Genomic DNA, 13,431 nt, shown 5'->3' on the forward strand with positions numbered 1-13,431 from the left:
CAGGACGCCGACCGCATCACCCAAGCCAGCGAGATCGTCCGGCCCCTCGGCGCCGGCAGCTGGAGCTGATGGCGGAGTGCCGCGTATTCGGCGGTGAGCTGGTTGAGAGACCGGACGAGCGCAGGCACGCCGTCGGTGTACGGCCGAGGGCGAGCGCCTGGTCAGCGAGCCGGATGCCAATCACCCCAAGGTGATCATCGCCCAACTGCTTATCCAGCAGCGACAACCACCCCACGCCACCTGACCGCCAGCCCTGCCACCAGCAGACCCTCCAGCAGCGTCCACCGGCGCGTGAATTCGCGCAAAGAGAGCAAAGAGCTGGAGTGACCTACATCACCACCAGCGTGCGGGAGCGGCCACGCGCCACCACGCCCCCGCACCGCCCGCTCGCCTGGTCCGTCGTCAGCAAGGGCTGGTCGTTGGGGTGAAGGGATGAGCGGGGATGTGAGGCATGCCGGGCGCGATCGCGGGCACCGCACGGGGACATCCCCCACGAAGGAGAGCGTCGTGTCGCAGGTTGAAGAGTCGATCGAGGTCAGCGTCCCGGTCAGTGCCGCGTACAACCAGTGGACGCAGTTCGAGAGTTTCCCGCAGTTCATGGAGGGGGTCGAGCGGATCGAGCAGCGTACGCAGACCCTGACGCATTGGAAGACGAAGGTGGCGGGGGTCGAGCGGGAGTTCGACGCGGAGATCACCGAGCAGATCCCCGACGAGCGGGTCGCCTGGACCAGCGTCGGTGGCGAGGCCAAGCAGGCGGGTGTCGTGACCTTCCACTACATCGACGACAGCACCACCAAGGTCATGCTGCAGCTCGACTACGCCCCCGAGGGCCTGGCCGAGACGGCCGGCGACAAGCTCGGCTTCGTCAAGCGGCAGGCCACCGGCGACCTGAAGCGCTTCAAGCAGTTCATCGAGTCTCGCGGCGCCGAGACCGGCGGCTGGCGCGGCACCGTCTGACCAGCACTCTGCAGGCTTCCGCCCCGCACGGTCGTGTCACAGATGGGCGATGCGGCTGTGCGGGGCCCGGTGGGCCCGGCGGTTGGGCAGCCGGCCGCCGAGCAGGATGAGCCGGGCGGCGCGGTGGCGCTGTCCGGCGTACGGCTCCAGGAGCTGGAGCATCTGTTCGTCGGTGCCGCCCCGGGCACCGGTGAGGGCGTAGCCGATCTGTACGGGCAGGTGAAGATCACCCAGGGTCAGGGCGTCGGGGGCACCGAGAGTGCGTTGCAGCGTTTCGGCGGCGGTCCAGGGTCCAATGCCGGGAATGAGCTGGAGCCGGGCCATCGCCTCGGGCAGCTCCATGGCTGCGGCTTCCTCCAGGCGCGGGGCGTAGGAGCAGGCGCGCAGGATCGCGGCCGCTCTGGAGCGGTGCCATTCCCAGCTCGGCACCATCCGCCACACCGCGGCCGGCGGCGGGATCCGCGTCCCCTCCGGTGCCGGGCCCGGGGGCTGCTCGCCGTACCGGTGCAGCAGGCGCCGCCAGGCGTAGTAGGCGCTGCCGGTGGTGATCCGCTGCTCCAGCACGCTCGGTACGAGGGACTCCATCACCAGCCCCGTACGGGCCAGGCGTAGCCCGCCGTGCTTGCGGTGCGCGGCGGCCACCACCCGGTGCCGGGGCCGGAACGCGTCCAGCTCATCGTCGGCGCCGAGCAGCGCCGGTAGCTGCTTCAGCGCCCAGTCGGCGCCCGGGCCCCACGCCGTGCCCGTGATCAGCCGTCCGGCGACCGCGTCCGAGCGATCGGTGATCCGGAGGGTCACCGGGCCGTCGGGGGTACGGGAGCACCGCCACCAGCTCCCGTCGGGCTCCTGCCGGCAAGCCGGGTCCCCACGGCCGCGCCGCAGCACCCGCAGCGTGCGGGCGAGATCGTAGGGCGCGGGCGGCGCCCAGGTACGGCTGGGCATGGCTTCCAGAGTACGAGGGCAGCTGATGCGGTGGTGAAGGTGCGGGCCGCCCGGCCTGGCGTGAGGATCGTAGGTGCGGGCAACAGCCCGGCGCGACCATTGCCCGATGGGTATGTCCGCGTTCCGGTTCGCAGCCTGGTCCGACACCGACGCGGGGGTCTGGAGGTAAGTATGCCGAGGCCGCTATGGGCGGGTGCCATCAGTTTCGGGCTGGTCACGATCCCGGTGAAGATCGTGTCCGCGACCGAGGACCATGACGTTCATTTCCACCGGGTTCACCTTGCGGACATGGGGCGGGTGCGGACGCGGAAGGTCTGCGAGCTCGACGGCGAGGTCGTGTCCCAGGACGAGATCGGGAAGGGCTACGAGATCGCGAAGGACGAGACGGTCCCGGTGACGGACGAGGAGCTCGAGCAGATGCCGCTGCCGACGGCGAAGGCGATCGAGATCGCCGCGTTCGTCGACGCCGACAGCATCGACCCGGTCCGCATCAGCGACTCCTACTACCTGGCCGCCGACGGGCAGGTCGCCGCGAAACCCTACACGCTGCTACGCAAAGCCCTGGAGCGGTCCTCGAAAGTCGCGGTGGCGAAGTTCGCGTGGCACGGCCGAGAGCGGCTGGGCCTGCTGCGGATCCGCGAAGGCGCGATCGTGCTGCACTCCATGAAGTGGCCCGACGAGATCCGCAACCCGCAGGAGCTGGCCCCGCGCGAGATCGAGGTCGGCGAGGAAGAGATCGAGCAGGCCATGGAGCTGGCCGAGCGGATGACGATCGAGGACCTGTCCGGCTTCCACGACGAGTACCGCGAGGCCCTGGAAGACATCATCGCGGCAAAGGCGGAAGGTAAGCCCCTCCCCGTCGCGGCCGAGGACGAAGGCAAGGAAAAGGGCGAGGTCGTGGACCTGATGGCCGCCCTGAACGCCTCAGTCAAGGCCGCGAAGGAATCGCGCGGTGAGGATGGCGAAGACGCCACCGTGCACGAGATGCGGCCGACGAAGAAGACCGCCCGGAAGGCACCGGCGAAAAAGGCGGCCGCGTCGAAGAAGTCCACGGCGTCGAAGAAGCCTGCGAAGAAGACGGCTGCGAAGAAGCGCAGTGCCTCCTGACCCTCCTGCTGCTGCGGGTGCCGTGCTGCCGAGGATCGAGCCGATGCTCGCTACGCCCGGCCCGCTGCCGTCCGCGGCTGTCGAGGACCGGTGGGCGTTCGAGGTGAAGCAGGACGGCCAGCGGGCCATGATCTACCTGCCGGGTGACGGCACGATCCTCCTTCGTGCTCGTTCGGGTACGGACATCACCGCCGCCTACCCCGAACTCCTCCCTCTCGCCGACGCCCTCGGCGCACGGAGCGCCGTCCTGGACGGGGAGATCGTCGCCCTCGACGATCAGGGACGCAGCGACTTCGAGCGCCTCCAGCAGAGGATGGGCCTAACGGACTCCCCCGCAAAGGCCGCGCGCATGGCGGCCCGGGTGCCCGCGCACCTGATGCTCTTCGACGTCGTGCACCTCGACGGCCGGCTCCTGACCGGGCTGCCGTACGCGGAACGGCGCGAACTTCTGGAAGGCCTCGGGCTGGACGGGCCCGCCTGGTCGACGCCCGCTGCGATCGTCGGACACGGAGCCCAGGCCTGGGAGGTGGCTCGGGAGGCCGGGCTGGAGGGGCTGATCGCGAAACGGCTCACCTCCCGGTACGAGCCCGGGGCACGGTCGAAGACCTGGCTGAAGGTCAAGGTCCACCGCCTCGCCGACGTCGTGATCGGTGGGTGGGTCCCCGGGCGCGGCCGGCTGACCGGCCTGCCCGGAGCGGTTCTGGTCGGTGAGCGGCGCGACGGATTGGTGCATTACGCGGGCAGCGTCGGCACCGGCTGGAGCCATACCGAACGCACCCGCCTCGCCGGACTCCTCCAGGCCGCGGCCACCGGCACCTGCCCCTTCGCACAGGTTCCCCCGGTGGCCGGGGCCCGGTGGGTCCTCCCCCGCCTCGTCGGCGAGGTCCGCTACACCTCCCGTACCCGCGCCGGACGCCTGCGCCACCCCTCCTGGCACCGGCTACGCCCCGACCTCACCCCAGACGACCTGGCTGGCTGAAATTCCGCGCTTCGAACTCGCATGTTCGAATTAATGTTCGATACAGTCGAGGGAGAAGAGTTCGATTAGTAACGCTTTGGGGGTTATGGGCGGAGGATGTCGTGCGGGAAAGCGTCCCTCACCTGCATGTCAGCAGTGGATTTTCGGCCCGCTACGGTGCCTCGCACCCCCATGACCTCGTCGCGCGGGCGTCCGAGCGCGGGATCGGGGTGCTGGCGCTGACCGACCGCGACATGGTCACCGGCACGGTGCGCTTCGCGAAGGCCGCCACGGCCGCCGGGGTGAAGCCGCTGTTCGGCGTCGACCTCGGCATCGCCCCTCATGTGCCCCCATCCGAGGCCCGCCGCCGTACGCCCGTGCGCGGAGGAATGCACGTAGCCGAGGCGGCGGTCCGGGCAACGTTCATCGCCCGGGACGCGGCAGGGTGGGCGCGGCTGTGCCGGATGGTGTCCGCCGTGCATGCCGAGGCCTTTGCTGCGAGTGCGCCGCCGGCGGCTTCGTGGGAGGTGCTCGGCCGGTTCGCGGGTGAGGGGCTGGTGGTGCTACTCGGTCCGGCGTCGGAGCCGCTGCGGGCGCTCGCCGGTGGCCGCCCTGACGTCGCCGAGCGGCTCCTGGCACCTTGGCGTGAGGCCGTCGGTGGCGGGCTGCGGTTGGAGGTCGTGTGCTGGGGCCTGTCCGGCACCGGCCCGGGATCAGTCCGTCTGGCCGCGCACACCCTGGCGCTCGCCGATCGCCTCGGTATCCCTGCGGTGTTGACCAACGCCGTACGGTACGCCGACCGGTCCCAGCACCGGGTCGCGGACGTGCTGGACGCGGCCCGCCTCCTGCGGCCCGTCGACCGGCGGCGGCTGGACTGCGGGGAACGCTGGCTCAAGGACGGGCCCGCGATGACCGAGATCGCAGAACGGGTGGCGGCCGCCGCCGGGGGCGGCCGGGCGCGGGCCGTGCAGCTGCTCTCTGACACCGTGGCCGTCGCGGACGCGTGCGAGGTCGACCCGGTGAGGGACCTGGGGCTCGGGGTCCCGCACTTCCCCGAGCCGTCCGTCGTTGGCGCCCAGGCGGGGGCGGGCGGGGCGATGCGGCTGCTGCGGCAGCGGTGCGAGAGCGGCATGGCCGCCCGCGGCCTCGACCGGGACCGCCGTTCGATGAACCAGCTCGACTACGAACTCGGCGTCATCGGCCGCCTGCACTACGAGCCGTACTTCCTCGCCGTGGCGCAAGTCGTCGCCGATGTGCGGGACATGGGCATCCGGGTCGCCGCCCGCGGCTCCGGAGCCGGATCCATGGTCAACCACAGCCTCTTCGTCGCCACCGCGAACCCGCTGGAACACCACCTGCTCTTCGAACGGTTCCTGTCCGAGCGCCGCTCATCGCTGCCGGACATCGACATCGACGTCGAGTCCGCGCGCCGGCTGGAGGTGTACGACCGGATCATCGACCGGTTCGGGCGAGAGCGGGTCGCGGTCACCGGGATGCCCGAGACCTACCGGGCCCGGCACGCCCTGCGCGACACCGGCCTCGCCCTCGGCATCGCACCGGCCACCGTGGACCGGATCGCGAAGTCCTTCCCCCACGTTCGGGCCTGCGACATCCGCTCCGCCCTCTCCGAGCTGCCGGAGCTACGGGAGCTCGCGGCCGAGGCCGGGCGGTACGGGCCGCTGTGGGAACTCGCCGAGAGCCTGGACGCGCTGCCGCGCGGGATCGCGATGCACCCCTGCGGAGTGATCCTCTCCAACACCAGCCTGCTGGACCGGCTGCCCGTCCAGCCCACCCCCGGCGGCGAGTACCCGATGCTCCAGGCCGACAAGGAAGACGTCGAGGACCTGGGCCTGCTCAAGCTCGATGTGCTGGGGGTGCGGATGCAGTCGGCGATGGCGCACGCCGTCACCGAGGTCCGCCGTACGACCGGCCGGGTCATCGACCTCGACAACCCCGACCACGTGCCCCTGGACGACCGGTTCGCGTTCGCCCTCATCCAGGCCTCGGACACGGTGGGAATGTTCCAGCTGGAGTCCCCCGGCCAGCAGGACCTGGTCGGCCGGCTCCAGCCCCGCGGCCCGCAGGACGTCATCGCCGACATCTCGCTGTTCCGTCCGGGCCCGGTGCAGGGCGGGATGCCCGCCCTCTACATCGCCGCCCGGCACGGCGCCGCCCCCACCTACCCGCACCCGGACCTGGAGCCGGTCCTGCGTGACACGTACGGGGTGACGATCTGGCACGAGCAGATCATCGACATCCTCGCGGTCATGACCGGCTGCGACCGCGCCCTGGGCGAAGTGGCCCGCCGCGCCCTCAGCGACAAGGAGCGGCTGCCGAAGGTCGAGGCGTGGTTCCGGCAGCAGGCGGGCGCCCGCGGGTACAGCCCGGAGGTCCTCGATGAGGTCTGGGACGTCGTCGCCTCGTTCGGCGCGTACGGATTCTGCCGGGCCCACGCCGTCGCGTTCGCCGTACCCGCGCTCCAGTCCGCCTGGCTCAAGGCCCACCACCCCGCCGCCCTCTACGCCGGGCTGCTGGAACACGACCCCGGCATGTGGCCGGCCCGCGTCATCGTCGCCGACGCCCGCCGCCACGACGTCCCCATCCTGCCCGTCGACATCAACACCTCCCAGGCCCAGTACACGGTCGAGCGGACCGGATCGGGGTGGGGTGTACGGATCTCCCTGGCCACGGTCCACGGCATCTCCAACGACGAGGTCACCCGGATCACCACAGGCCAGCCCTACACCTCCCTCCAGGACTTCTACGCCCGCGCCCACCCCAAGCTCCCCACCGTCGAACGCCTCATCAGCATCGGCGCCCTCGACCAACTCAAGGGCAAAGCAACACGGCGGGACCTACTGCTCCAGGCAGCCGAGATCCACCGTCAGGCCCGCACCCGACCGGGGGCCGGGCAGCTGCCACTCGACACCACCCCGCACGCCGCCGGAACGTCCGGGCTGCGAGAGATGACCGCCCGCGAACGCCTCGACGCCGAGCTCGGCGTCCTCAAAATCGACGTCTCCCGGCACCTCATGGAAGACCACCACCGCCTCCTGCGCGAGATCGGCGCCACCGACGCCAAGCACCTGCGAGCGATGCACCCCGGAGAGCGCGTCCTGGTCGCCGGTGTCCGCGCCTCCACCCAGACCCCGCCCATCGCCTCAGGCAAACGCATCATCTTCATCACCCTCGAAGACGGCAGCGGGCTGGTCGATCTGGCGTTCTTCGAGGACTCTCACGAGCGATGCGCGCACACCGTCTTCCACCACGGGCTGCTCCTCGTACGCGGCACCGTCGAAGCCCGCGGCCTCCGGCGCACCGTTGTCGGCGAGATGGCCTGGGACCTCGACCAGCTCGCGACCGCCCGCGCCACCCACGGGCCGCAGGCTGTCCTCGACCTCCTTGGCCAGGCCCCCTCCCCCACACCCGCTCAACCCGCACCTGCGCCCGGGCGGACAATTCCCGACGGAACCGCGGGCGCCCGCTTGCACCCCTGGGCCGACCTCCAGCCCGCCGGATCCCGCTCGGCCGACCTCACCCGCTTCGGACACCGCAGCCCCGGGAGCCCGGGATGAACACCACCATTCGCCCGCGGCCGCGCGCGATCCTGCGGATCCACTTCCACCCCGCCGAACAGTCCGAGGAGTTGTACGGGCAACTCCTCGCCGTCGTCGACGGCATCAGCTCCCGCGTCGAACCGCTGCCAGCCGACTGGTCCGCCTACGTCGACCTCACCGGCGCCCTGACCTACTGGGGCCGCGACGTCGAGGGCCTGGTCGCCGTGCTCAGGCTGCGCCTGCTCGCCCTCCACGGCGTCCAGTGCTCCGCAGGCGCCGGACCCACCCGAATCCAACAGGTTCCGTGATTCTTGGAGGAGCTGTATCTCGAACCCGCCGCAGGGTCGCTGAGAATCTGACAACAGTGCGGCGGGTTGCCTCGACAGGGCACCCTCTTCCCGCGCGGTCTGTCGTTGCAGGGAGCGCGATTTCATCGGCCTTACCGGGGGCAGCGGTTGGCGTGATCTTGTCGGTGTCGCGGGCAGCGGGAATGGACAGGCATGATCGCGAAGGGTTCCACCAGCACCGCGTCCGTGCGCGCGGCTCACCTCACGGTCGAGGAGCACCCCGCAACCGGCGCCGCAAAAGCAGTTCCAAACGAACTACAACACTCAACCACCGCCCCACACGCCAACTACCCTCGCCCTTATTAGCGACACAGGCCTGTGTCGCGCCGGTGAGAGCATCAAGAAGCACTTATGGTACAGATGTGCACTCTAAGGGCTTGCCAAATCTGAGGCATCGATACGCGCGAACTCTGCGAAAAGTTTCCGCTGGGTGGGTGCTGACCGTCTTCCTGCTTTTGCCCGCTGTCGCTATGGCGGCACAAGCTCCGTCACCGAGCCCCGAGAAATCCGGCGTAACCCTATCTCTTAGCGGCTCAGATAGCATGACCGATCATAGGCCGGCTGAAATCGTTGCCGTGCTGACTAATGCGTCCGCTGCGGCCGTGAAGGCAAACGTGACGGTGGACGCAGGTCGTAATGTCTCCAAGGTCGCAACGGACCCCGACGACCTTGAGGGCGACCAGGCAAAAGAATCTATTTCCTTGGATGTGGCGCCGGGGCATTCAAGGTGGGTGCACATCGCGGTTTATGCAAAGCGGCCTGTCCATCGCGGGAAAACCACAGTAGTCGTGGTAGCAGAAATCCGGCCCGTCGTCCAGACCGAGGCCGGTACAATTCACGTTGTCGCCACACGTGAAATTAACGTTGATATGGCGGGGAGCGATTCTGTATCGGGTGTAGTGGGCGGCGGTTTGACAATCATCATTCCAGGTGTACTAGCGGTATTGGCCTGGTTGTGGGTTTGGGTTGACGATCGCAAAAAACTTGGCCTACCAGCAACGAATCCCTTCACAACCATTTGGGACAACAAGCTCTGGCTACTGATGGCGACAATCATCTCGTTCGCCGCCGCCTGGGCGGGTGCGACGTGGTTCAACCTAAACAACCTTCAGGGAGCGTATGACTGGTCGGACTTGTTCTTCGTGAGCCTGGGGGCTGCCCTAGTTGCCGGAGTGCTGGCTCTGATGGCCAGGTTCGCGTACAGAATTCGCCGGCCGCGTATTAATGGGGACAGTCAGCCTTCAGACGTTCTCCGCGCTGCAGCTCGACACGAGAACAGCTTCAAACGGAGAGTCTTCAAGGTGTCTGAGGGGCGGTTCGGGTTGCTGGTGCACCATGACCGAGGGGCCGTGGTGCTGACGCCGCAGATCCACTTCGCCAAGCCGGACCGTCTTATTCAGATCGTCCAGAAAGAAGTGGAGACAGAGGGTTCAGGGGATCTGAAAGCTGCTGCACTCGAAGCGGCCACGAACAGCACATTTGACGGGAGTTACGGCGCAGCCCTTGGATCGGAGTGGATCAGTCACCCTATGGTGATCGCCGACCCTGAGGCGGCCCACCGGACGCAGACGATCCTCGCCTACTACGAGTAGGCGCGTGCTCACGAAGAGTCAGGGACTGATTGCATGCCAAACCGCTTATCGTGAAGTTGGTTAGGCTCCCAACCCCTTAGGTCGGGAGCTTGGTGATCGGTACAGGTGAAACGAACGTCTAGACAGGTCAGCTGTGAGACAGACAGACCATAGGCCCTATCCGTTCGCGCCCTGCGATCCGCATACCTCCGCTACTCCCGCAGGCGTGCGCCCGATGCACCACGGATCATTGTAGTCGAAGCGGCACGGAGACCGGAAGGAGAAGGGGATGGTCAGCGAGATTCAGATCCTGGTCAACCGGCTACGGGTCTCTTACCTGCACACCCACATCCACGAAGAGGTGCCCCCTGACATCCAACTGCCGGGCGCCTTCGTCAGCCGTCTGTGCGATCTCCAACCCATACGCTCCCTGGACGTGACACTGCCCTTTGAGATTCCTGTAGACCGCAATAAAGTCGAGTGGCAGTTCTGGTCGAAGGTCTCGGAGCGCCGGGATCTGCGCCCACTCAGTCCTCACAGCGCCAGTGATCGCGATGAGGCAGAGAGGCTGCGGAAGGCCATGGTGCCGTTGCGCCATCGCGCAGGCCTCAAGGTGTCCTCCTTCGAACGGCCGCTGTTGGAGGCGTTCCTTCACCCCTTCGGCTGGGTCCTACTCGCTACAGCGGATCTCACCTGGCAGCAAGGTATCCCCTTGGACGACGCCGTTGAAGCGCTAGACGAACTGCAACGGACACCTGCATCAGTCCTCCTCGGCAACGCCGAGTATCCGGCCACCCTTGATACCGCAGCCAAAGTGGCGGCGCAAGAAGTCTCCCGCGAGTTGGCCGGGGACCCTGCGTGGACGGGAGGAAGCCATCGGTTGGCGACGGTGATCGATGGCTCGGTTGACTCGACACCCGCGACCATGCCGTCGGCGGGTGGGGCAGTACACCGCGCCCTGCACCACCTATCCTCCGGCCAGTCTGTTCTCACCAATCCGGAAGTCGCCTTCGTCGCGCGTTGGAACGAAGACACCAGCGCCTTTTCATGGATCCCCACCGATTTGGTTTACATGCTCGGTCGCGGTACCTCAATCGTTCTGCCCCAGGCCATCGAGGAGCGCCCGCGGGTCCCGGGTATCGACACCGCGGGACGGCACCGTCGAATGGCTCTGCTAGTAAGCTACCTGGCCGCCGCCTTGGGGCTCATTCAGTCAAGGCCCCAGCCCAGCCAAGGAGGCTACCGAGATGTTTGGGCTGAGAAGGCTGGCGACCGTCTCGCCCGCCTCTTCGGTCCTACCCCCGCAGGGCTTGACTACTGGGGCCTTGAGGCCAGGTCCTTCCTGCAAAAGACGGATGCCGTCCACTACGTCGAGGAGATTCGACGGGAAGCAAAGAAGCGCGGAGAGGGGAAGCTGTTTCCCCGGTGCCCGCCTCCGGACAAATATCTTTGACGCAAGTCTTGCGTCTGCGCAGAAGCTCGCTGATCACGCGCGACGAATAAGCCTTGTCGGCCAACACAATCACCGGGCGGGTTCGCGGCCTGCCCTTCGGCCTCGTGACCCGGTTGCGGCCACGACCGGGGGGAACGCCGGGCGCGTCACCGGCCTGGCCGGGCGTGAGGACGAAGGCCAGCGGCCGTCGGCGGCGAGGTGGATCTTCGTGGTCAGCCCGCCCCGGGACCGTCCGAGGGCATGGTCGGCCGGCTCGCCGACCGGAGCCCCTTTTCCCGGTGAATGCGGTCAGGGTGTGCAGCGCGCACGTACCGCCAGGCGGTGGCCGGCGAGAGGCCGAAGAGCTTGATGAGCTGGACGGGATCGGCGGTGTGCTTGGCCTCGTCGAGGATTCGGTCGGCTCGCAGGCGGCTGGCCTGCAGGCCGATCCGTCTCAGAGGCTTGTTGATGGCGTTGGAATGCGCCTTGGGGTGGCTGTCGTCGGCGGAGGTCTGCGCGGTGATCAGGAGGTAGGGGTTGGTACTGGCAGGCCAGCGGCGGTGTCGTTCGGCCAGCCACTGTGTGACCAGTTGGTGGGTGAGTTCGTCGAGATAGACGACGTGCCTGGCTCCCCCGGCGCGGCGGACGAGAAGGAGTCCGCGGGTGCGGTCGAGGTCGTCGAGCAGAAGGCCGCGCTGATCGTGAACGCTCAGGGCGTGTACGGCGGCCAGGGACAGGGTCAGCCGGTCGCGGGCTGAGGTCAGGCGGTCAAGGGCGCCGACGAGTTGGTCGTCCGCCAGGGGACGGGGCAGGGGCCGGGCGGTCGTGACGGCAATGGTGCGGGTGGGGTCGCGGAAGATCAGCTTTTCGCGTTTGAGGGCGCGGAAGAGTGAGCGCAGGGCTGTGAGCAGTGACTTCCTGGCCTCGCCGCGCAGGGGCGCCAGGGCCTGCTGGACGTGGTCGACGGTGACGGCCCGGAAGTCGTCGACTCCGGCGGCGTGCCAGGCCTTCAGGCAGGGGGCTGTCTTGCGGACGTAGCTGCGAACGGTGGAGGGCGCCAGGGGCCAGCTCGGCCGGGACCCGGCGGCGCACAGCACGTCGATCCACCGGTGTGCGCCTGCCCGGAACGGGGCGGGCGCCTGGTCGGCGAGGCGGCGGGCTCCGGCCAGGTGCGCGTCGGACTTCGCGTCCGGCGCGAGGAGGCCGACGCTGCGGAGGTAGTTGATGACGCGCGGCGCCGCGAGGTGGGTGTAGCGGGCCAGGCGGCGGATCTCGGCCTCGTGCAGGGGGGCGTCGGCGCCGAAGTGGGCGGTCAGGATCCGCAAGGCGCGCAGGCTGGCCTGGAGGCTGTCTTTGTTCCAGCTGCGGGTGCGGATGTGGGCGGCGAAGCCGTCCACGAGGCGGGTGGCGGCCGGGGTGAGCGCGGGCATCGGCCTGGCGAGGAAGGCGGACCAGTCCCGGTCCATGACGAACAGCGGCAGCTGTCCCGGTACGGCGAGGTGTTCAGAGACCGGCCGGGCGGCCCGCGTGGCGCGGACCAGGGCGAGGCGTTTGGTCTGCAGGCGGCGCCGGCCGTAGATCCCGGCCATCCGCCCGGTACGGTCGATGCTCGTCCGCAGGCGCGGGGCGAAGACGCCGCCGAACCAGAGCTGATCAGCGCCGTCGAGGGCGATGCGGTCGAGGTCGTACTCAGTCTCTGCGAGCAGGAGGAGGCACCTGCGGCAGTGCCCGTCGCGCACCGGCAGCAGGCGCCCGCAGCGATCGCAGGCGTGGGCCGAGTGAGTGCGGCGCCAGTTCAGGCACTTGGCACAACGCTGGTCGTCGTCGTTCGTCCAGGCCAGACAGTCGGTGCAGCTGCCCCTGCGCTTCGACATCCAGCCGGGCACCAGCCGCGGCCGAGCCGGCGCCAGGAGTCCGGCGCGCTGGAGGGCGAGGTGGATGGTGGGCCGCATCTGCGGCAGGTCGACGAGGGCTTCGGGTCGGACCAGGTGCTCGTCGGGCGGCCGGGAGGCGAGAGCGAGGCGGGCGCCTCCACTGGTGTGCTCCATCCATGTCGCTCCGGTCCCGCGTTCGGCCGCCAGCTTCCTGAGCTCGGCGACCACGGCCGGGAGATCTGGGAGGGTGCGGCCGGCGATCCGGCGGGCGTGCTCGCGGGTGAAGGTGCGGGGCCAGGGGGTAAACAGGCCGAGCTGGCCGGGCACTTCCTCCACGCACACCGACGCATCGTCCTCCGGCACGGGTGGGCCTTTACGTGCCCATGTCGGCCGCTTCACCGGCCGATGTCCTCGGGACTGACGCAGCGGGAAGGCGTTCAGGCGCAGCCCGTCGACCTCGACGGCCAGCTGGAGCGGTCGGCCGGGCGTCAGTACCTCGCGGTTCAGCTCTGCGGCCAGCCACTCTTCGTCCTGCCCCAGGCGGACGGCGATACGGCAGCACCGGCATGTGCCATCCGATCCGACCATCGCCGCCCACCCGCACCGTCGACATTCCCCCTCACGCAGGCGCCCCTGGCGCATCACGTAGGTCTCCCGACGGCACTCCCGGCACACCCCCATGGTCG

At 68.9% G+C, this 13,431-nt stretch carries 9 protein-coding genes and 1 pseudogene; 7 read left to right on the forward strand and 3 right to left on the reverse strand.

Annotated features, from left to right (window positions below; genetic code table 11):
• Window positions 1-507: 507 nt before the first annotated feature.
• On the forward strand, window positions 508-957 hold the full coding sequence (locus AMK21_RS31240; protein ID WP_073882520.1) for an SRPBCC family protein: 450 nt from the start codon (window positions 508-510) through the stop codon (window positions 955-957).
• Between the two features lie 36 nt (window positions 958-993).
• Here the strand turns inward: AMK21_RS31240 and AMK21_RS31245 are convergent, their stop codons facing one another.
• A complete protein-coding gene (locus tag AMK21_RS31245) occupies window positions 994-1,899 on the reverse strand; it encodes a DNA-3-methyladenine glycosylase family protein (RefSeq protein ID WP_073882521.1) in 906 nt (301 codons plus the stop codon).
• A gap of 171 nt (window positions 1,900-2,070) precedes the next feature.
• Between AMK21_RS31245 and AMK21_RS31250 the strand changes: the two genes are divergently transcribed.
• The 6 genes from AMK21_RS31250 (at window position 2,071) to AMK21_RS31275 (ending at window position 10,892) form a co-directional block, all read left to right on the forward strand.
• Window positions 2,071-3,006: a Ku protein gene (locus tag AMK21_RS31250; protein ID WP_073882522.1), complete on the forward strand. Its 936-nt coding sequence runs from the start codon at window positions 2,071-2,073 to the stop codon at window positions 3,004-3,006.
• Between the two features lie 43 nt (window positions 3,007-3,049).
• Entirely contained in the window at window positions 3,050-3,985 is a 936-nt protein-coding gene (gene ligD, locus AMK21_RS31255; RefSeq protein ID WP_073882523.1) for a non-homologous end-joining DNA ligase, read from the forward strand.
• 101 nt (window positions 3,986-4,086) lie between these two features.
• Window positions 4,087-7,539, forward strand: coding sequence for a DNA polymerase III subunit alpha (locus AMK21_RS31260; protein ID WP_073882524.1), 3,453 nt, complete (start codon window positions 4,087-4,089; stop codon window positions 7,537-7,539).
• Entirely contained in the window at window positions 7,536-7,829 is a 294-nt protein-coding gene (locus AMK21_RS31265; RefSeq protein ID WP_073882525.1) for a hypothetical protein, read from the forward strand. Before AMK21_RS31260 ends, AMK21_RS31265 begins: the two co-directional genes overlap by 4 nt.
• 473 nt (window positions 7,830-8,302) lie before the next feature.
• Complete coding sequence (locus AMK21_RS34950) at window positions 8,303-9,460, forward strand: hypothetical protein (protein WP_143194894.1); 1,158 nt, start codon at window positions 8,303-8,305, stop codon at window positions 9,458-9,460.
• 268 nt (window positions 9,461-9,728) lie between these two features.
• Window positions 9,729-10,892, forward strand: a complete 1,164-nt coding sequence (locus tag AMK21_RS31275; protein WP_073882527.1) for a hypothetical protein — start codon at window positions 9,729-9,731, stop codon at window positions 10,890-10,892.
• Here AMK21_RS31275 and AMK21_RS37235 read toward each other — a convergent pair.
• Together AMK21_RS37235 and AMK21_RS31280 are read right to left on the reverse strand one after the other, a co-directional pair.
• Window positions 10,873-11,129 (reverse strand): annotated as a pseudogene (locus tag AMK21_RS37235) (IS5/IS1182 family transposase); the annotation flags it as partial. The gene AMK21_RS31275 and the pseudogene AMK21_RS37235 overlap by 20 nt on opposite strands.
• Window positions 11,105-13,333, reverse strand: coding sequence for a site-specific integrase (locus AMK21_RS31280; RefSeq protein WP_073882528.1), 2,229 nt, complete (start codon window positions 13,331-13,333; stop codon window positions 11,105-11,107). The gene AMK21_RS31280 and the pseudogene AMK21_RS37235, both read right to left, overlap by 25 nt.
• Between the last annotated feature and the right edge of the window lie 98 nt (window positions 13,334-13,431).

It is taken from the genome of Streptomyces sp. CB00316 (assembly GCF_001905595.1).
Classification (GTDB): Bacteria; Actinomycetota; Actinomycetes; order Streptomycetales; family Streptomycetaceae; genus Streptomyces.

Coding starts and splice junctions, on each gene's coding strand:
- AMK21_RS31245 (WP_073882521.1), bottom strand. CDS start 1,899: ATGCCCAGCCGTACCTGGGCGCCGCCCGCGCCCTACGATCTCGCCCGC.
- AMK21_RS31250 (WP_073882522.1), top strand. CDS start 2,071: ATGCCGAGGCCGCTATGGGCGGGTGCCATCAGTTTCGGGCTGGTCACG.
- ligD (WP_073882523.1), top strand. CDS start 3,050: ATGCTCGCTACGCCCGGCCCGCTGCCGTCCGCGGCTGTCGAGGACCGG.
- AMK21_RS31265 (WP_073882525.1), top strand. CDS start 7,536: ATGAACACCACCATTCGCCCGCGGCCGCGCGCGATCCTGCGGATCCAC.
- AMK21_RS31275 (WP_073882527.1), top strand. CDS start 9,729: ATGGTCAGCGAGATTCAGATCCTGGTCAACCGGCTACGGGTCTCTTAC.
- AMK21_RS31280 (WP_073882528.1), bottom strand. CDS start 13,333: ATGGTCGGATCGGATGGCACATGCCGGTGCTGCCGTATCGCCGTCCGC.